This is a genomic window from Burkholderia contaminans, from assembly GCF_029633825.1.
Taxonomy (GTDB): domain Bacteria; phylum Pseudomonadota; class Gammaproteobacteria; order Burkholderiales; family Burkholderiaceae; genus Burkholderia; species Burkholderia contaminans.
The window spans coordinates 253,354-270,886 of sequence record NZ_CP090643.1; the positions used below are offsets into that span (position 1 = coordinate 253,354).

18 protein-coding genes are annotated in these 17,533 nt (G+C 57.9%); 8 read left to right on the forward strand and 10 right to left on the reverse strand.

The window, feature by feature from the left end; all coding sequences use genetic code 11:
- Positions 1 to 172: 172 nt before the first annotated feature.
- The 7 genes from LXE91_RS40430 to LXE91_RS40455 all read left to right on the forward strand — a co-directional run bounded on the left by LXE91_RS40430 (position 173) and on the right by LXE91_RS40455 (position 6,106).
- Positions 173 to 655: a hypothetical protein gene (locus LXE91_RS40430; protein WP_135370891.1), complete on the forward strand. Its 483-nt coding sequence runs from the start codon at positions 173 to 175 to the stop codon at positions 653 to 655.
- A 23-nt stretch (positions 656 to 678) separates the two neighbouring features.
- Positions 679 to 1,464 carry a hypothetical protein gene (locus LXE91_RS40435; RefSeq protein WP_046543838.1) on the forward strand — a complete coding sequence of 262 codons (786 nt, stop codon included), beginning with the start codon at positions 679 to 681 and terminating at the stop codon, positions 1,462 to 1,464.
- A 26-nt stretch (positions 1,465 to 1,490) separates the two neighbouring features.
- Positions 1,491 to 2,105, forward strand: a complete 615-nt coding sequence (locus LXE91_RS40440; RefSeq protein WP_046543839.1) for a hypothetical protein — start codon at positions 1,491 to 1,493, stop codon at positions 2,103 to 2,105.
- Between the two features lie 474 nt (positions 2,106 to 2,579).
- Positions 2,580 to 3,620: a hypothetical protein gene (locus LXE91_RS40445; protein ID WP_046543840.1), complete on the forward strand. Its 1,041-nt coding sequence runs from the start codon at positions 2,580 to 2,582 to the stop codon at positions 3,618 to 3,620.
- Between the two features lie 30 nt (positions 3,621 to 3,650).
- Positions 3,651 to 3,959: a hypothetical protein gene (locus LXE91_RS40450; RefSeq protein WP_046543841.1), complete on the forward strand. Its 309-nt coding sequence runs from the start codon at positions 3,651 to 3,653 to the stop codon at positions 3,957 to 3,959.
- 117 nt (positions 3,960 to 4,076) lie between these two features.
- Positions 4,077 to 4,553 (forward strand): hypothetical protein, encoded by a 477-nt coding sequence (locus LXE91_RS43850; RefSeq protein ID WP_423191631.1) that lies wholly within the window; start codon positions 4,077 to 4,079, stop codon positions 4,551 to 4,553.
- Between the two features lie 1,166 nt (positions 4,554 to 5,719).
- Positions 5,720 to 6,106, forward strand: coding sequence for a hypothetical protein (locus tag LXE91_RS40455; RefSeq protein ID WP_046543844.1), 387 nt, complete (start codon positions 5,720 to 5,722; stop codon positions 6,104 to 6,106).
- Positions 6,107 to 6,408: 302 nt separating this feature from the next.
- Here the strand turns inward: LXE91_RS40455 and LXE91_RS40460 are convergent, their stop codons facing one another.
- Positions 6,409 to 6,864 (reverse strand): lytic transglycosylase domain-containing protein, encoded by a 456-nt coding sequence (locus tag LXE91_RS40460; protein WP_046543845.1) that lies wholly within the window; start codon positions 6,862 to 6,864, stop codon positions 6,409 to 6,411.
- A 245-nt stretch (positions 6,865 to 7,109) separates the two neighbouring features.
- Between LXE91_RS40460 and LXE91_RS40465 the strand changes: the two genes are divergently transcribed.
- Positions 7,110 to 7,778 carry a hypothetical protein gene (locus LXE91_RS40465; protein ID WP_046543846.1) on the forward strand — a complete coding sequence of 223 codons (669 nt, stop codon included), beginning with the start codon at positions 7,110 to 7,112 and terminating at the stop codon, positions 7,776 to 7,778.
- A 93-nt stretch (positions 7,779 to 7,871) separates the two neighbouring features.
- On the opposite strand, the gene LXE91_RS40470 is transcribed toward LXE91_RS40465, so the two are convergent.
- The 9 genes from LXE91_RS40470 to pilO2 all read right to left on the reverse strand — a co-directional run bounded on the left by LXE91_RS40470 (position 7,872) and on the right by pilO2 (position 17,508).
- On the reverse strand, positions 7,872 to 8,822 hold the full coding sequence (locus LXE91_RS40470; RefSeq protein ID WP_226147274.1) for a site-specific integrase: 951 nt from the start codon (positions 8,820 to 8,822) through the stop codon (positions 7,872 to 7,874).
- 320 nt (positions 8,823 to 9,142) lie between these two features.
- Positions 9,143 to 9,469, reverse strand: a complete 327-nt coding sequence (locus tag LXE91_RS40475; RefSeq protein ID WP_307871457.1) for a helix-turn-helix domain-containing protein — start codon at positions 9,467 to 9,469, stop codon at positions 9,143 to 9,145.
- A gap of 706 nt (positions 9,470 to 10,175) precedes the next feature.
- Positions 10,176 to 11,267, reverse strand: coding sequence for a shufflon system plasmid conjugative transfer pilus tip adhesin PilV (pilV, locus tag LXE91_RS40480; RefSeq protein ID WP_278068191.1), 1,092 nt, complete (start codon positions 11,265 to 11,267; stop codon positions 10,176 to 10,178).
- A gap of 2 nt (positions 11,268 to 11,269) precedes the next feature.
- Complete coding sequence (gene pilM / locus LXE91_RS40485; RefSeq protein ID WP_076841540.1) at positions 11,270 to 11,755, reverse strand: type IV pilus biogenesis protein PilM; 486 nt, start codon at positions 11,753 to 11,755, stop codon at positions 11,270 to 11,272.
- A 6-nt stretch (positions 11,756 to 11,761) separates the two neighbouring features.
- On the reverse strand, positions 11,762 to 12,799 hold the full coding sequence (locus LXE91_RS40490) for an ATPase, T2SS/T4P/T4SS family (protein ID WP_046543849.1): 1,038 nt from the start codon (positions 12,797 to 12,799) through the stop codon (positions 11,762 to 11,764).
- Between the two features lie 21 nt (positions 12,800 to 12,820).
- Positions 12,821 to 13,303, reverse strand: coding sequence for a type 4 pilus major pilin (locus tag LXE91_RS40495; RefSeq protein ID WP_046543850.1), 483 nt, complete (start codon positions 13,301 to 13,303; stop codon positions 12,821 to 12,823).
- 54 nt (positions 13,304 to 13,357) lie between these two features.
- Complete coding sequence (locus tag LXE91_RS40500; RefSeq protein WP_046543851.1) at positions 13,358 to 14,551, reverse strand: type II secretion system F family protein; 1,194 nt, start codon at positions 14,549 to 14,551, stop codon at positions 13,358 to 13,360.
- The gene (locus tag LXE91_RS40505) at positions 14,544 to 16,208 is read right to left on the reverse strand and encodes an ATPase, T2SS/T4P/T4SS family (protein ID WP_052760130.1); all 1,665 of its coding nucleotides are present in this window, start codon (positions 16,206 to 16,208) and stop codon (positions 14,544 to 14,546) included. Before LXE91_RS40505 ends, LXE91_RS40500 begins: the two co-directional genes overlap by 8 nt.
- Entirely contained in the window at positions 16,198 to 17,508 is a 1,311-nt protein-coding gene (gene pilO2 / locus LXE91_RS40510; protein WP_046543852.1) for a type 4b pilus protein PilO2, read from the reverse strand. The genes LXE91_RS40505 and pilO2 overlap by 11 nt, the downstream gene beginning before the upstream one ends.
- Positions 17,509 to 17,533 lie beyond the last annotated feature (25 nt).

Consider the following 17,533-nt stretch of genomic DNA (forward strand, 5'->3'; position numbering starts at 1 on the left):
CCACACGGGTCCGCAGCGCGCTCTACGACAGTGATCAAATACTCCTCGTTAGTCCGGCTTATTCGCGACGGCGATTTAATGAATGCCATCTTCCCGTGGCAATCATTCGATTCACTAAAGAGGTCCGTGTAAATATCTCCGCGTCTGTAACAGCAAAGCCAGCGAAATCCCCGTGACCTCGTTACACGATTTTTTGGAAAAAAAACGACGCGCGAGAACCCGCGGGAAACTCGCCGGCCTCGTTGAGACGATGCTGGAACTCAAGGACCTCGGCGCCAGCTACTCCGAAATAGCGGAGTACATTCTTCTCGCGCATCAGACCAAAGTGTCTCGGAGTGGCGTCGAGAAGCATCTAAAGAGTCACGCTCGCAAGCAAGCCAAGAAGCCGGCGTCAGCACCTCGCACCGCGCCGCCTAGCGAAGCCCGCGTCCAAGCGGACACACCGACCGCTGTTACCGAACTGCGTCGCCCCACCGAGAATGCCAATCGGTCAAGCGAGACATTCACTCGGCCCGACCCCGTCGAGAGCGACAGTATTCAGACTGCTGCCACCTCTTCCCCTGAGAGCTTTGAGACGAGCTACAGGCTCGGATCCCCTGAGCACCAAGAAAAGCTCGCCGCATACAGGCGGCAAAAGACAAACCCCAACACCTAATCGAACCGGAGAAAAGGACCCATATGCCGTTGAAGATTCTTGTGATCCATTCCACCAGCCTCGTCGGGAAAAGCACTACCGTCGCATCGCTGCTACACCCCCGACTCAAGCAGCCGCGGGTGTTCTCCGTCGAAAAGCAAAACCAGGATGCGAGCCGCTATGGCATTGAGGTCGTCCGATATCGTGGCGGTGACCTGAAGAAGCTGATCGACGACATCATCATCGAGCGCAGAAACTTGATCGTTGATGTCGGAGCCTCGCAGTACTCCGACGTGATGAAGGAATACAGTCGTGTACGCGGCGCGATCAATGACTTCGATGTCGCAATCGTTCCGACCACCCCGGATGGCCGCGTCCAGGAGGAAACTCTCGGCACTATCGAGCTTCTCCTCAAGGCCGGACTGCAACCGGAAAAACTGCGCGTCTTGTTCAACCGGGCGACGATCGATGCCGACGAGGACCTGGATGTTCAATTCGAGCCGGTGATCGCTTTCCTCACTCAAACCCCTGGGCTCGCCTACTACAGCGACCTTGTCGTGTACGAGAACCAGATCCACGCGGACCTCCGCGCCGAAGGACTGTCGTTCGACCAAGTGGCAAACGACAAGACCGACCACAAGAAAGTGGTCGACGAGGCACTCCGAAAATCGCCCGACTCACCGGATACCATGGCGAAAATCCGACGGCTTGGCATTCAGCGCGCGGTCGTGAGCGCGAAGATGGAACTCGACACTGCATTCGCGGCACTACGGCTGCCCAAAATCCAAGTTGAATCCAATCCGACGGTCCAGCCGGCCGAGGAGAAGTAAAGGTGCTGCGGGGTCCCCGAGGCGCAGTGGAAGCGCTATATGCCCTCCAGGCAGAAGAGGCGACTGCGCTCCGGGGCGAAATCCGCAGCGTCGTTGCTGTACTCGAAGCACACAACAAGCGACAAGACGAACTCCTACTGCTACGGCAAACCGCAGATCACCAAATTCTTGCCACTGTTGAGGACCTCATCAAGATCACCGGTGCACTTAAGGCAGTCGCGCTCAGTGCCGACTCAATGCCTGAGCGCGTGCAGTCGGTCCTAAACAGCGCGGACATCACGGCAATTCACAAGAAGTTGGCCGATGCACTGACCGTAGACATTTGGGCAAAGCTCGACGCGAGCTCTGACGCTGATTCGAAGCGAATCGAAGAGACATTTATGCGTCTGGAAAGAAGGGTAAACGCCGCGGTTGCAAACATCCGAGACGCAAGTCTAGGGAAGCCAAGCGTTCCAACAGTTGCACCGCGCGGGTCTCTCTTCGAGCGCATGATGAGTCGCGCGCGCCGCGCCTACATCCATATGCTGCGTGCAAGTGCCGACGTCCACAAACTCGCGGCCACCTTCGCATTCGCAAGTGTTGGCCTAGCCGCTCTCGCCACGTTGATTCGCCAACTTGCGCTGATCGCGGCCGGCAATTAGAACTGCCACTCCATATCCTAGAAGCGCGTCAGACCGTGACATTGATAGCCGCGTAGACATCTGTTTGCGCGGCTTTTTCTCATTCACAGCTTCCCAATTTCAATCGCGCACCTCAACACCGATGAATGAAGCGACTCGCCGGCGAACCCAATGCTGGCGATGAATGCGCGGGGCGCAAAGTTTTTTTTCAGCTAGGGGGTGAAACTTCGACCGACATTGCCGTATTTCCTCTACATCGACGGCAACAATTGCCGCTCCATGTGTAGAGAGCACATCTGATGAACCATAAGCCATACCGTCTGGACGAAGACCATCGCCGCGGACGCCCACGTTGGGCAACAACGCCGCCCGCCCACCACCGCAGCGCTTTGCCGCCCTGCGATGCGGCTGGAACCATTGCGCTCGCTCGACGCGCCCGCTAATCATCTCGCTTTCAAGCGCGAACGCCCTCGTACAACCTCCGGAGCTCTTTCAATGTCCTCATTGGCCGCCCACTCAATCGCCGATACGATCCCGACGATGCCCGCAGGCCTCGCACATGACCACCAGCAAGAACTTGCCGCTCTCGCGGTTAGCCTTCGTGGTCACTTCACGAGCCTCGAACAGACGGCGGTTCAAATCGCCCTGATCACTTTTCGTTTGAACGAGATCATCGGGGACCCAGCCCAGGCTCAAGCGTACTTTTGCCAAGTCACCGGCAAATCCGCGAGCACCTATCGCACGTACCGTGTAATCGGTCGGACTGTCGCGAAGCACTTCACTCATCCCGAGGGATACATTCCCCACCACATTGCTCGCCTACCGCTCGACGCGTTTCATCTTCTCGACGAGAACACCGACCCTCGCGTCGTCGAAGCGATCGACGAACAGGCACAAAATGGCCCTCTGACCGCTGGCCAGGTAAAGAAACTCGTCGATACTGCGACCGCAGCGATTCGGGGCGATCTGGAAGAAGCCAACGCGCGAATTGTCGAACTCTCCGCCACGACTGCAGAGGCTCAAGCGCACGCAAAGGACGCAGAGAATGAACGGACAAAAGCGGAATCCAAGCACGACAACGTAGTCGTCCAACTACGAGCTCAAGAAGAGATGAACAGAGAGCTTCAGGCGGATCGCAGTGCTGTCCTGAACGACCTCCGCGAAGCGCAAGAAGAAGTCGATCGACTCCGCAAAGCTACCACGCAAGTTCAATATGTCGACAAATTCGTTGAGGTGCTCCCAAAGGATGTAGAGAGCCTTGAACAAGTTCACGCGCAGCTGGCAACCGCTACGGCCCGCGCCGAGACACTGAAGCGTGAGCTCGAGGACCTCGATGCGAAACTCGGGGAAACACGAGAGGCATCAAACAACCTCGATGAACTTGACCAAAGTGTCAACGGCCTGCTCTCGCTCTTCCCGTCGGCAATGATCACTCGGATGCGGGATTCCAATCCTGCAGTGCGTGCAAAGATCGACAGCATCGCCGACCAACTTCGTGCATTTGCAGACGCCTTGACGCTTCAAGCTGCTGCATAACCTACGTCACGCCGTCTCCAGGAGAAATTGATGAGTCATGCAAACGGACCGGAGCTGTTCCTTCCCGCTCTCACAAAAGTCGCAATGGCCGATGCAAACGCAAAGATCCTCGAATGTTATCGAAGCCTTAGGGGACATGCCGATCCGGCTGCTGCTCTCACCTTTGGTCTTACCGAAGAGCAATACGAGATCGCCCGAAACCTTTCTCATGCCGACATTCGTGCTGTCGCGAACGCCGGCCTCCCGCTTTGGAAGTCACGGTTCGACCTCAAGCTGGTTGATGGGAAGCTCGAGCTCGACCGCGACCACGTGATCACGTCCCTGTTGATGAACATCTGACAATCCCTATCCCCCGAGGCCCTGAAAATGCTGACTGTCGGAAGTCAACCTACGCTAAACGAACGCATCGCTCGTGTCCTGATTCAGTCGGGCACCCGACGCCCGGTCGTCAAGAGCATGAGTCGAGTGCCGGACCCGAAGATCGACCAGATGTACACCCAAGAGATCGGACGGAACTCGACATCAGGACAACTGCCTTCAAGCCTCGAGTGGTTCACAAAGACCCACCGGATCCAGATGCATGCGGCGTTTCTCTTGCTCGCTTACCGGAGGATTCACAAGTCCCTTCGAAGCGGGACATACGAAGGTATGATGCCGGATAGCATCCCTCGAATTGCGTTTACCCGCACATTGACGTGGTATCACGAAATATGTGGTGGTCAGGACAACGCCATCATCAGCTCCCAACGCCTCTATACGCTTATTCGCACCTTCGCGGACGCCCAGTCGATCAACCAGCGAGGAAACGAAGCTGCAGAGATCAAACTCCACCACTGTGCGACCTGCAAACTCCCCTTGATCGTTCCAAGGCACTACACGGAGTACCACTGCGCCGAGCACAAGCCTAAAGGCCGTCGGAGTACGAAGGGTTAGCGTGCACCACGGCTTCGCTGTCTTTCGAAAGCCGAGTCCTCCCGTCAGACTTCTGAAGCGCCGCGTTAGCCCCAAGGCGCTACCATCCACGTCAAACAATCACGCACGTGGAGAACCGCGTTGTTTATTGCGTTGGAACAAGCAGCTCACCCGACACCTCCGCACCAGGAGGGGGCGAATCCGCCCGAAGAGACACTCGACATCACTCAACTCCGCGACCGCGGCTGGACACGTCAGATGGTCACCCGCTTCCTTGGAGTTGCTGATGCCCGGCGGCCTGCAACTCCTGGTGCCGGCGGGCGGCCAGCTGAGCTCTATAGGATCAGCCGTGTTCGGAATGCCGAGCGCATGGTCGCTTTCTCTGAGGCCCGCCGCACAGCGGTCGAGCGGTCGGCCCTCGCCCGTCGTTCCCAGCAAGACAGGCGGGAGTCCGTACTTCGCTTTGCCACTGCAATCGAGCTCGTGCTGCCAGACCAGAGTTTCGATACTGTGATGCGGAGAGCCCGAGACGCGCACGCTCCCGAGAATGTCGGGGGAGACCTTGACGATGGTAGGCGCGCAGTGCAATTGCTCCTTGCATCACTGGAGGATTCCACTAATCGCCTTGACGTCTTCCAAGGCCAACCGGGAATTCGGGACGCACGTTGCCTCCTCCTCGACCGCAAGCTCTCCCTCATTTCCTCGCGGTATCCCGCCTTGTCAGATTGGTGCGAACGCGTGAAATCCAAACAGGTCCGTGACGATGGAAAAGCCGAACCCCAGTAATCTCTCGCGGCGGGCACGAGCAATAGCGCGGCGCTTTACGGGTGAGTTCAATCGCGCTCTGCCGAACTGGGAGTGGAGGATAGACGGTGTTGCTCTCGCAGTCGTACTCGTTGTGCTAGTCCTCGATAGAACATCCGTCAAGAATACGGTAGGCGGGCCATGGATGAACGTCGTTGCGTTGTACAGCGTAGGCGCTCTACTTCACCGGAACACCCCGCGTCGTCGGAACGGGAGCGCGCCCCGGCCTGGCCTTCTCCGACGACTGATCAATTTGGGGCGCCGCTGAAGTCCCTATGCGTGAGATCCGCGAGGCGATTTGCCTTCTGAAGCTACGACCTTATCCTTGATCTACGTGCGCGGGAAGCGTGTTCAATCCCGCGATCTTCTTCAAGGAGTGAGCGATGAGAAATATCGAAGAACGCGAGAGCCTTCCGACGTACCACGAAGTCGTCAACGCTCCGCGGCAAAGCAAAATCTGGGCGCCGTTCGAACAAGACGGCCGCCGCTCGAAAGGCGAGGTCGTGGTTGCTAACGCCGCCGTCGTGGTCGCTTTCGCGGTTATGGTCGGAATGGTCCTCGGCATCTACGCGGGCGCTCTCTGGGCGACCGACAGCGTCCGGGACGCCTTCATTGAAGTGATGCCAGGATCGGTGAACTACGCAGACCTTATCAGTCTTGCTCTCAAGGGCTTTGAAACCATGTTGGGTGCGTGGACATTGAAAATGCTCTGGAACTGCGTACCGTACGTGATCAGCAAGCTCCGTCAAGGTGCAGATCAGGTGCTCTAAGATCCGTCTACGGCCCCGCTCCATACGGGGCCGTTACTATTGAGGATACTCGGCAATCGTTGCCATAGCATACTGGGCAGCGCGCCCAGTATGCCCCGGTGCTAATGGCGTAGCACTTGGAGCCGAAGCCGACACGAAGGGTACTGTGCACTGCTCGTGACGAGCCCACACTCTTTTACCCGACGCTGCTGTATCACTTGAATCCCTCGAGACCACAATATCTCTCATCGGCGGCCTTTCGACCCGCGGGGGACAACGCGTCCCCCGGCTTATATCGGGTCTCATAGGGATCAGCAGACATTCTATTTCTGATCCCCGTTGCCTTGCGTCAGCAGTCTGTTGACCATCGCCTTAATCTTTGCCGCATACCGGTCGCGATAGACAGGCGTCGACGAGTTGTAAGTGCCGACCGCCTCCCAGGTATTTCCATAGCGGTCAATCGATCGTCGCAAAATCCAGGCGCCTAAATAGACGCTCTTGCATCCGTTGTACAGGTCAGCCTTCCCGATACCGTAGCGCGCCAGTGACGGAAGATGAATCGAGTTGATCTGCATCATTCCATAGTCAACCGAACCGTTGCTGTTCCTGTTCGTCGCGTCGGTCTTGCCGCCACTTTCCACAATGGCTATCGCCCTGAGAATGACTGGGTTGACGTGGTGGAAGCTTGCTGCGTCGTCGAAGCAGTCCGCGAGGGCCGCGCGAGGTTGCACGACAAGGAAGGTGGCAGTCAGCCAAACACTCAAGAAGCGAATCCACATTTTCGTTGCCGGCGCCGATCAGCAGCCAAATTTGAGGACTTTCATTCTCGAGGTGTACGGCGAAACTTGCCGCCCGAATGTTTGTCCACGACGTACGCCAATCACTCGGCCTCAACTTTCATCTACTGACAACGTATCGGCTACCTGGAGATTGCCGGTCAACGTCGATTTGCATCACAAGACCTGACACTTAGACTGGATTTGTCCACGGTCGGACTTCACCAAATCATCAATCGACGGAAAACATGACATCCAAATTCAAACGCTCGGTAGTCCTCATTGCCTTCGCGGCGGGTATTGCATCGACCGCCCAAGCCCAATCGCGCAACGAAATCTATGGATCTGCTGGAACCGAAGGCCTTGGCATCGGCTACGGTTACGGGATCAACAAGAACTTCGGCGCGCGCGTCGAAGTCAATGGATTCAGCTACTCGCGGGGATTCAATGCTGGAGACCTGCACTACAACGCCAACATTCGGCTGGTTCACGCGTCGCTGCTCGGAGACTTCTTCCCGGCGCCGTCGATTGTTCCGATCCGCCTGACCGCTGGCGTCTTGATCGGCGGCGATCAACTCAGCGGTGATGCGACCAGCTCGCAAGGTACCTACAGCATCAATGGTGTCACGGTGCCCACCGACGGCGAGACCATCCACGCGAAGTTGAAGTTCCCGACCGTGCGTCCGTATGTTGGAATCGGATTTGGCCACAATCCGAACGGCAAGGCGGGCCTCTCGATGGCGTTCGACGCCGGCGTCGCGATCGGCAAGCCGAGTGTGTCATTCGATGTTCCCGCAAGTATCGCAAACGCGGCCGGCTCGCAAAATGTCGCGGCAGAGGAACAGAACCTCCAGTCCAAGGCGAACAAGCTCCCCGTCTACCCGATCGTCAAGGTGTCGCTGACCTATCGCTGGTGACAGGCACACAGCCCGCATGAGAGTGCCTGCGACGGGGACTCGCGTTTCGTTATAGGCATGGCTCAAGGGGGCAAAGCCCCCTTCTTCTGCGCGCTATAGTGGGTTAACGACAATCGCGTGGCAACTTCCATCAGACTCCACTGGACGGCTAGGCGTAGGCGGTCTCCGGGACTCCCTTACAGCTTTCACGAGTTCCCGTAGAAGTACATCTCGGGCTCTAGCGGCCACCTCGTCTGCGTCCGTGCCCTCGACTATGAGGTGCGTGAAGTCCACGAACTGTAAGGTCACCTGCTTTCCGACCTGCTGGATGAACGCTGGATACGGCACAACTGCTTCCGTGACAACGCGACGACCGCGGTTCAAGGTCCTCCGACCATCGATCTTTGCCACCAAGTTCGCTGCCTTGAGGTGGGTGTATCGTTTGAGCATCTGCATTGACTTATGCCCACTGATTGTTGCGACCTCCATCATATCGAGGGTGCCGAGTTCGAATAGGCGGGAAACGGCCTCATGCCGGAGATCGTGGAAGTGCAGATCTTCGATGGCGCATCGCTTCACGAGCGTCCGCCAAGCTGACTTGAATCCGTTCGATGTGTAGTTAAATACCCGACCTTCTGCACGTACGCCCAAGCGTGTGATGGCATCGATGGCACGCAAACTCAGCGGAACATCGCGCTTGGTGCCGTTCTTCGTAATCGGGAGGTGTGCAACTCTCGATCGGAGATCGATATTCTCCCAGGTCAATCCAAGGATCTCTGCTTGGCGCATGGCTGTCTCTAACGCCAAAACAACAATCGAATGGAGCTCGAGGTTCCGGTGCACAGACGCGCTACGCAACAGTCGTCGCTCCTCGACCATCGAAACACGCCGGTCCCGACCAGGTGGCAACTTCGGTTTCCGGACGCGCGTCACCGGGTTGTCGGCCCTTGCGCCCCATTCAACGATCGCAATATTGAACATGTCACTCAGCATCGCAAGCTCGAGGCGTACCGTGTTCGGCGACACCAGACGTTTGGTCTGAGGAGCGATCGTTTCCAATCGCATGTCCCGGTAAGCTGCGATGTCGACCGTCGTGACCTCACCGACGGTTATTTTCCCGAGGAAAGAACGTGCGATCGGCCGAGCGCGATATCGCTCCTGTTCCGCCCCTCGCTTGAACACGGAGATGCGCTGGACGTACGCGCTAAGGGCTTCCGCAATTGTCGAGCTAGTCGAGACTGGAGGACCGCCCAGACTGGCAGCGACCCAATCGGGTTCAGGCGGCTCCGTATGGTACCCAGATGCCGCGCCCGCCACACCGACACGTCCGTTGCTGACAATGCCGCTGCCGGCCGAGGGAGTAAGAGGCTTCACAAGTTTGGGGGTCAATGATTGGAGGCAAGCTCGCGCTCAATTGCCGCAGACATGTCTACGAGGGAAATATCCAATCCGCGGCAAAGCGCTAGGAGCGTATCGAGGGTGGGCGAGTTCTCGCCGAGTTCCATGGCCGAGACGTACGAACGGTCCAGGCGAGCATGGATCGCCAGATCCCGCTGGGTCACTTTACGAGCTTTGCGCAAGGATCGAAGTGCCTTGCCGAATGCCTGGTTTTGACTATGCATACTGGCCAATTGAAGTCGGCCAGCATTATCGGGGGGCGTACCTGCAGGAATTCTGGGTATACCAAGAATTTCTGCTCGCCGACCACACATATTTGCCAATCCGGTGTGTGGCGGTCCCTAGGCGGTTCCTTCTCTGTCAACACGTACGTGGTCGTTGTCAACAGTACCGGCCAATACCTTGGTACGCATGCATACTGCAGCATCGGGCAACTGCGCGGAGGACCTCAGGGGGGCTACCAGGAGGTGTACACGGACGGCTTGAATAACTGGTGGGCGAACAATACCTACTGGTCCAATCAGTGGGCTGATCCTCAGTTTGTGGTGAATTGCCTGAACCTCCCAGGCGCTGGTATTTAGATAGGGCGTCAATCTGCAAGGATGGCATGGCACACCGCCACGCCATCGTCGCCACGTGAAAACCCCGGCTTTGATTCGTCCGTTCGGTATCGAGAAGCCTGCTCAGTGCCCGCAGACCGCGTACGCAATACAGCCGCCCCCATTCTGCTCGTTGCAGAACCAGCCGTTGCCCTGTGGCTTGCAAATCTGAGGCTGGATTACCCGACCGTCTCCCCCCCGGGTCATCGCACAACTTCCGCCGATCACTGTGTACGACGCTGGGCAACCGGCGTATGCCTGACTTTGCCACCCGCCCGTATCAACCTGGACCGTACTGAGCGAGCCACCGGCTGTCCAGACACCGGATTGGCAAAACAGTGGGCCGTTACCGGAGTTCGCGATCAACCCGTTCGGGCCGCAACCAGCGCCTTGCTGTGCCCAGCCGTTCACTTGAACATATTCATCGGCATACAAGCGCCCGCTCACCTCGAGCTGGCCACTCCCCGCCTCCACCAACTACCGTCCGGCCGCCTGACCACGGCTGGAGATATAGGTTCTCCCCTGCGTTGATGTGCATCCGACCAGGATTGATGATTGACGTCCTGTCGCTCGACAGGGTTACGTTGCCATTTGTCACCACACCGTTTGCCCCGAACAAGTTGCCGTTCGCGCTAACGTCCCCAGACGAGTTGATCTGACGCCCCGAGATCTGGCCTGTATAGTTCATATACGCAGCCGGTTGCGCCCCACCGCCCGGGCCAGCCGCAACCGTCCCGCCGGCATAGACATCCCACGTGCGGACACCACCGCCCCAACCCGGCGGCATGTCATTCGGGTTCTCACCGTTGGTAGCGATATTGCCCGTGGCGGTCATCGTCTTCGTCGAAACATTGCCGGCGTTGGCCACGTCGTTTCCGTTCATATCGATCCCAGTGTTCATTCGGTTCAACTGGGGTTGCCCTGGGACAGCATTTCGATACAGGAAGTTATTCGTCAGCGTTCCGTTGTTGAAATTCAGGAGTGAGGCTGGCCTTCCCCCCGTAACACCGTACCCGGCGGTCGGGATCTGCCATGCGCCGAACGCGCCGTACGCGTTCGCAGCGCCGCCGGCGTACACCCCTGAGTTATTTACCGGAATCATCCCGCCAAATCCACCAGCAGCTCGTGCGATTGATCCAAGACGTTGATCCTGGATGACGTTTCCACCGGTCGTGTATACAAATACCTGTAGATTGCCAGCCGTCGGCTGGGTAACAGCTGCCGTCCACGTTTGGTTAAACGGGTTTGTCCCACTGAAGCCGGCCGGGAGGCCAACGTTGGCAGCCTTGACCGCTGCAACCGTCAGAACCGTTGGCGAAGTCGTCACGCTTCCCTGAAGCGCTGACATGTTCTGATTGACGTAGTTTGTCACCGCGGCGACCCATTGCTGCTGCTGCTGCGCCGTCGTGACATCAGTCATAACCTGGCGTTGGGTGGCGACACCATTTTGCAGTTGAGGCAGAAACATCATACTTGCAAGAATCGCAAACAGGACCCCAAGAACTTCACTCATATTCAGTTTCCTGTCTTAACCACCGACACCAGATTTCCGAGGGGAACGGTCACATTCAGAGGCTGAGGCACCGCATTCATTCCAGTGGCCGCCGTGGTCCAGGTATTGCCATTTGAGACACCCACGGACGCATCATTGTTGGACTGCGCCAAGACAGTTTGTAGCGCTCCCGCTGGTAGCGCGGCATACACGGTTATGAGTCGGCCCGATCCAGAAGGCGTAACTGCGTTGCCCACGCCGTTGCTCGAAATGAACGTTGGCGAATACTGAGGCGCATACACCGCGAGCTGGCTAGGCTGAATCACGCCGGTATAGCCCGGGTTCGAGTTCATAAAGGCCATAACAGCCGACCGGTAGGCCAGAAACTGAGAAGCTGCAGCTGCACTCGACACCGTGTACGAGGTCGGCTGAACCATCTGCTGGATCGAGGCGATATAGGCACCGGTTGCCGAAGCGATGGCCACAACGAGGAGAGGCAGGTATCGCATTTCGGATCACCTTTGACGCACAAAGCTCTTTTCCGACTGCATTCGAAGGAGCTCGTTCTTCTGGCGGTCAATCTCTGTACCGAGTTGGGTGAACTCTCCTCTTCTGAGATGACTGCGTACAGGATCCGCGTCCGCCATGCAAAATAGCGATCGGGATGAAAGTACTCGAGGTGGGTTCCCTGTCTTCATGGATCCAATTAGCTCGTCGCTGATGGAGCGCGGGTCGCCACCTGTGTTTCCTAGCCGCAGATCAAGATGTATTGCGAAGCGAAACGAGTCGACGAATTGCGCGGAGGGCTGACCGCGCCCTGCAGCACGAGCGAACCGTTCGATCCCGTTGATCAGGTCACTACCGTGATACGTACATAACACCAAGAACCCCATCTTCGAGGCGTGGACCACCACTTCTGCGGTTCGATCATCAAGGACCTCTCCAACAAACAGAACGTTTGGCGTCGCGCGGGCGAGATCCTTTACGGCTTCGAACATGTCCTCAGGCGTATCAACCTCCCGTTGGTGGATGTACCCGTTCGCATATCGACCTTCAAGAGGCATCTCAATCGGACTTTCAATGGTCCACGTAACTCCACCTAACACGCGCGCCCGTTCCTGGATGAACGAACTCGCGGTGGTCGTCTTCCCTGCACCCGGCCTACCGAGGAATAGGCCGATCCCATCACGTACGTCCCTGCCCATCAGCTTCGCCTGGAGCGGGGCGGCCATACCTATATCCCCGAACTGACGAGGCTTGAATCGGAAAGCGCGGCATACAAAGACGAATTCGCCGTTTGCAAGCGGGATCCGTTTCACCCGCACACTTTCACCCACTGCCGGCGGCCATACGACCGAAAAGCCATATCGCGCTTTCTCGCCACCCCGGAGCGTCCACTCGGATACAAGCGTCTCGAACATGCTCCGGACCTCGTCCCATGTCTCGTTGGGCAGCGGAGCTGCCACATACGAGTCAGGGGTTTCCTTGTACCAAGCCTTGGTCGGATCGATGCTCACGCACAGATCCGACCAAACGATGTCCTGCAGAGTCATGACGTCGATGCTTCGGAAGGGTTAGTGGCCGTAGACGAAGGTAATGGTCTGCGTCGCTGCGCTATTGCAGGCGGTGACGGCCGCGCCGGCATCCAGCGGATTGGTCGTGCTATACACAGTTCCGGCCAGCGTCATCGTTACATAGTTCGTCGCCTTGTTCACCATATCCACACACCCGCTGCTCGGCACACCGTTCTCGACAATCGCGAATTGCGACGGGTTCGCGTCGACTGCCACCGTTACCGAGCCACCCCACTGGTTGATCAGCGTATTCCCAGTCACCATGTTCGACGGAGCCAACTTGGTGGCGATGGCTGTGGTGACGCCCGTGAAAGCGGTCTGACCGGTATAAGTGTTGGCGATATTCGTCGCGAGCTGCGTCAGGTTCGCGACTTCGGTCGAACCTTTGTTCTTGCTAAAGATTGAGACCAGAATGATCACAATCGCGGCGATACCCACCAGGCGCACCAGGTATTTAAACCAGGAGCCCATAATTTCATCCATCTCCCACCTCCATCACGATGCTTCGTTAAGAAAAGTTCCGGCGGCGACTTCCTCTTAGGTTCCGCCGATCGCGCCCAGCTGGGTCGTCACGCCGTTGATCGCGTACATCAGAAATCCCATTAGCGCGTACATGGCCATCTCTGCGTAGAAGCCTGATTTTCTCGCCTTGCTAAGCGCTTCACGTTCGATTTGTAGGGCCCATCGCTCCGTTAATCGACTCACTTTCGCGCTAAAGTCCTTGAATCCACCGATCGAGCGTATGCGGTCTACTATCGTGGGGTTCGGAAATTCAAACGGTGGCAATTTCCCGCCCGCGCCCGGTTCCTCCAGCGCCTGGGCAAGCTTTTTCCCGCCGTCAGTCATCCGGTACCGGATATGCCAGAGGCGTTCACGCAACCACGGGCTCGCAGTCGCCATCTGATGTGCCAACGCATGCACGTCAGTAATACCCGCCTCGACCATTCCGGAGAAGGTCGAGAGCCACTTGTATCCTTCGATGTCGCGATAGAACGAATAGGGGAAGTAGCGTTCGGCTTTGATCCGTGTCGGCCCGATCCAACGCGGAAAGGACCATCGGATTGCATAGAACGCCACCGCGCATAGCAGAGGCGGCACGACGGACCACCACGACTGGGAGAAGTCGGCCGCCTTGTACATTACGATGCCCATACCCTGGACCTTGCTCTCAGGCAGGCCCTGAATGATGCTCGGCATGACGTACTCGCCGACGGCCCACATCACCCCATACGTCATCGCCAAGTACATGACGGGCCGAATCGCAGCGGCCTTGTAGGCGCGCAAGACCGCGTCGACTCTGTCGTGAGAACTAATGAGAAGGTCAAGTGCTATCCCAAGCTTTCCCGACATTTCGCCGCCGGCGATGATCGCCTGCTCATCAAGCGGCACTGCTATCGCGATCGCCTTACGGAGGGGCATGCCTTCACGCATTCTCCTGGCGACGTTCGCGACCAGAGCAGCGGAACTCCTTCTTTTCCGCTTAAGCATGATGGCGGCGAATCCATCCAGAGCGTCTTCGACCGATACCCCATTTCCATTCTGGGTAGCGAGGTGGTCATACAGCGCTTCACGCGTGGCCCAGTTAAATGCCTTACGATCAGCGGCGTCTGAAATCCTTCCCCACCAGCCAGTTCGCTTCCGGGATAGCGTCTTCTGTCGCACGCGTTGCCCGCCTCGGCCTAACCCCAGCGCGTTTAGCAGCTGCCCTTTCAAGCCGTCGACCTTAGGCATTCGCGATCTCCAAAGAGCGTCGGTTCGCATCGCCAACAGCCACGTCTACAACTTCGTGAAATTGTTCCTTGGTCACGATTACATCCACCATTTCCTGGACGTGATTCGGATCCACTCGTCCGGAAAGCACGTGGCCAATTGCAGTCTCGAGGAGAGGGGGATCGGCGTCAGGACGGCGGTGGTGATTTCGGCGAGCAACTGCGGTACCGCGATCAATGAAGTCAGCCATCAGTCTTGCGTCGGTCACAACGACTTCCATGATTCCGAAGCGCGGCCCGGTTCCCTCGTGGCTGCACTCCTCGCAGCCTGGGCCGCGCACATAGACCTTGCTCAGATCGCCGTCCTCGGACCACGTCCGAAGGGCCGCAAGTACCGAGGGGCTCACTGCCCCTGGTGCATCGTCAATGTGAACCTTGCAATGGGGACAAAGAGGGCTAAGAAGCCGTTGAGCGACCACACCTCGAACGATTTTCGGATCGCAGAACATCCGGCGCTTAAGCTTAGTGATGTCCATCAATTCGAGGCGGTCCGGCCAGAGGAATGCGTCTGAAACGTGCAGCGTCGTTGACACTTTGTGGCCCGTGGTCGCCGCCTCAAACGCCATCAATGCGACTTCAGCTCCTCGGATTTCGCCTGGGGAGATCATTCTCGGAGCCATCCGCAGTGCCGCGGCCATTGCCTCTGCAAACTGCTCCGCTGTCGCTGCCTTGTCGAGCGCGTTCGTCACGGGAAGCTGCGTCGAGAACTCCTCCGGAAACTCGATCGGGTCCGCGATCATGATCTGCTTCAGGTAAGGACGGACTCGTGCCTCCTCCTTTCGGAGCTCGTAGTCGGTTGTCGACTTGCCTGCCCCGGTGGGTCCCGTAATAATCAGAATCCCGTCAGGCATCGACATAATGTGGCGAAGCTTCGCGATGTTCTGCTCCGTGAATCCCATCTTCGGCAGCAGAAACTCGCCATGGGGCGGCGCCGGAAATCTCAGTACCTCGAGGCCTGCGCGACGCTCCGCTCGTACCGTATTCGCGTACTGCAGGCGAAGCACCATAAACTGCCCACCTTGAGCGGCCGGATACATTGGACCGCGCACAATCCGGATCGATGTGACCCCCGTGTCGCTTTTGAGCTTCTCGCCGGTAACTTGTGCGTTTTGACGTTCGTGATCACGCCACTGCGCATCGCCGGTTGTGACGAGACCTTGCCAGATCGCACGGACCAGAAGCTCAGCTTTCTCCTGCTGGTACTCCCGGAAGTGTCGCAAGTCGTTGTTCACTGTCAGCTGCACAATTGCGTGCTGACCGCGCAAGAGAAAGTGAATATCCGACGCGCGGTAGTAGGCAGCACGCTCGATTAATTCGAGCGCCTCAGCGCGATTTTCGTATCCCTCTTGTTGAGGTTGATCTGCATCACGGTTGCTAAACCGAAAGCCCTGCCCATCACGGAGCTGCATCACTGCAGCGAGATCAATCGTCTCGTGTTTGAGCGCAAATCCAGCGTCCTTGTTACGGTCGATCCACGACAAGAACACCGGATTTCTCGCTGTCTGTTTGTCCGCCCATACCTTCATCGTCAGCCGATCAAACGCGATCTGCGCCCCAATTTTTTCGGGCGGCGGAATGATCTGCCGACTCCCACCGGCACCGTTTGCTCTAACGTCCATAGACCACCCCTGCGATTTTCCAGGACGACGAGTCACCACCGGCCGAGCCGGTGGCGTCGTCTAACTGCATTTCATTGATCCGGACACCAGGTACGCTGTCAAAGCTGAGCGCAAACGGTGCTGTCGGAACGGCGAAGGAGAACTGAATTGCGGGAATCGGCGGCGGCGGGGCATCGCCAAGGGCCGTAGCTGCGATCGTTGCAGGGTCACGCTGCTTCGGTTGGGGCGCGGGCATCGCTGAAACCGCAACAGCAATTTGGTGGACCTGGGACCATAAGACGAGCGCGTTGCGCGCGGCGCGAAGCGCGACCGCGTTATCCGTGCCTTGCAAACCGACCGGCAATGGGAGTGGCGACGATCGGGACGCTGTATTCCCATCGTCAGCGACAACAGCACCGTGGGGTACGTTGGCGATCGTAGCGCCCGACCCGCGCCTCCAACTGACCATGAATTGGGAGTCGGAGCAGCGATACGACGTAAGCTGCCATCCCATCTGCCACGCGGGCTCGCTATAGACAGCACGTCGACATGCGTCTATCCAGATCTGCGAGTCCGGGGTTGACCTAAGGATCTTCCCGGCGTCCGGCACTGACGCCTGAGCCGCTAGCCGAGCGCTTTCCGCCGCAGCGTCACGGGCAGATTTCAGTCGTCTCTGCTCCTGGATGTTCTCGTAGTACTGGTACGCAAAGTAGAGGCCAGCGAGAGCGACTACGACTGCTACACCGGACAACACCATACGCATTGAGTAACGAGGCGCTGTCAGGGATTCGATCGGCGTTCGCTTCGCAGTCGCGCGATCGATCAGCTCCTCGAGTTGCTCGAGCGTTCCATTAACGTGGTTGAAGTCCTCAAGTGACGCGTGGTCCTGGCGAGCCTGTTGGATATCCTCAAACGTGCCAACTACGTCGCCATCCGGCATCAACCCGTAATTGTCTCGAACGGCGATATACCACCAAAGACCGTCACCGAGATCGAATGCACCCGCCCACGGCACCTTGTGCGAATCAGCGAGGAGCGCAGCAAGGCTATATATCTTGCTCGGCCAGCCCGGAGACAGGGCCGGGCTGAATCCAACCTGAATCGCTTCATCTCCCACACGGCGGGCGACCCAGTCCGCCCGCATAGCGGCGGCCTCTTCACCCAACTCCATACGCTCCGGGGAAATTTCGTAGGAGCGCCACCGCATACCGATGAGCCACTTCCGCTTGTCAACGGTCACGATTTCCGACCGAACGACGGGCGGCAATCCGGCCTCGGAAGCCGTTCCGAGATACTCGGGCATGTATGTTGAATCTTGCATGTCAGTCCAATGAGCAGCGAGGTGA

Coding starts and splice junctions, on each gene's coding strand:
- pilV (WP_278068191.1), bottom strand. CDS start 11,267: ATGAGTGAAGTTCTTGGGGTCCTGTTTGCGATTCTTGCAAGTATGATG.
- pilM (WP_076841540.1), bottom strand. CDS start 11,755: ATGCGATACCTGCCTCTCCTCGTTGTGGCCATCGCTTCGGCAACCGGT.
- LXE91_RS40460 (WP_046543845.1), bottom strand. CDS start 6,864: ATGTGGATTCGCTTCTTGAGTGTTTGGCTGACTGCCACCTTCCTTGTC.
- LXE91_RS43850 (WP_423191631.1), top strand. CDS start 4,077: ATGAGTCGAGTGCCGGACCCGAAGATCGACCAGATGTACACCCAAGAG.
- LXE91_RS40495 (WP_046543850.1), bottom strand. CDS start 13,303: ATGGATGAAATTATGGGCTCCTGGTTTAAATACCTGGTGCGCCTGGTG.
- LXE91_RS40435 (WP_046543838.1), top strand. CDS start 679: ATGCCGTTGAAGATTCTTGTGATCCATTCCACCAGCCTCGTCGGGAAA.
- LXE91_RS40500 (WP_046543851.1), bottom strand. CDS start 14,551: ATGCCTAAGGTCGACGGCTTGAAAGGGCAGCTGCTAAACGCGCTGGGG.
- LXE91_RS40505 (WP_052760130.1), bottom strand. CDS start 16,208: ATGGACGTTAGAGCAAACGGTGCCGGTGGGAGTCGGCAGATCATTCCG.
- LXE91_RS40470 (WP_226147274.1), bottom strand. CDS start 8,822: ATGCGATTGGAAACGATCGCTCCTCAGACCAAACGTCTGGTGTCGCCG.
- LXE91_RS40445 (WP_046543840.1), top strand. CDS start 2,580: ATGTCCTCATTGGCCGCCCACTCAATCGCCGATACGATCCCGACGATG.
- LXE91_RS40455 (WP_046543844.1), top strand. CDS start 5,720: ATGAGAAATATCGAAGAACGCGAGAGCCTTCCGACGTACCACGAAGTC.
- LXE91_RS40490 (WP_046543849.1), bottom strand. CDS start 12,799: ATGACTCTGCAGGACATCGTTTGGTCGGATCTGTGCGTGAGCATCGAT.
- pilO2 (WP_046543852.1), bottom strand. CDS start 17,508: ATGCAAGATTCAACATACATGCCCGAGTATCTCGGAACGGCTTCCGAG.
- LXE91_RS40465 (WP_046543846.1), top strand. CDS start 7,110: ATGACATCCAAATTCAAACGCTCGGTAGTCCTCATTGCCTTCGCGGCG.
- LXE91_RS40450 (WP_046543841.1), top strand. CDS start 3,651: ATGAGTCATGCAAACGGACCGGAGCTGTTCCTTCCCGCTCTCACAAAA.
- LXE91_RS40475 (WP_307871457.1), bottom strand. CDS start 9,469: ATGTGTGGTCGGCGAGCAGAAATTCTTGGTATACCCAGAATTCCTGCA.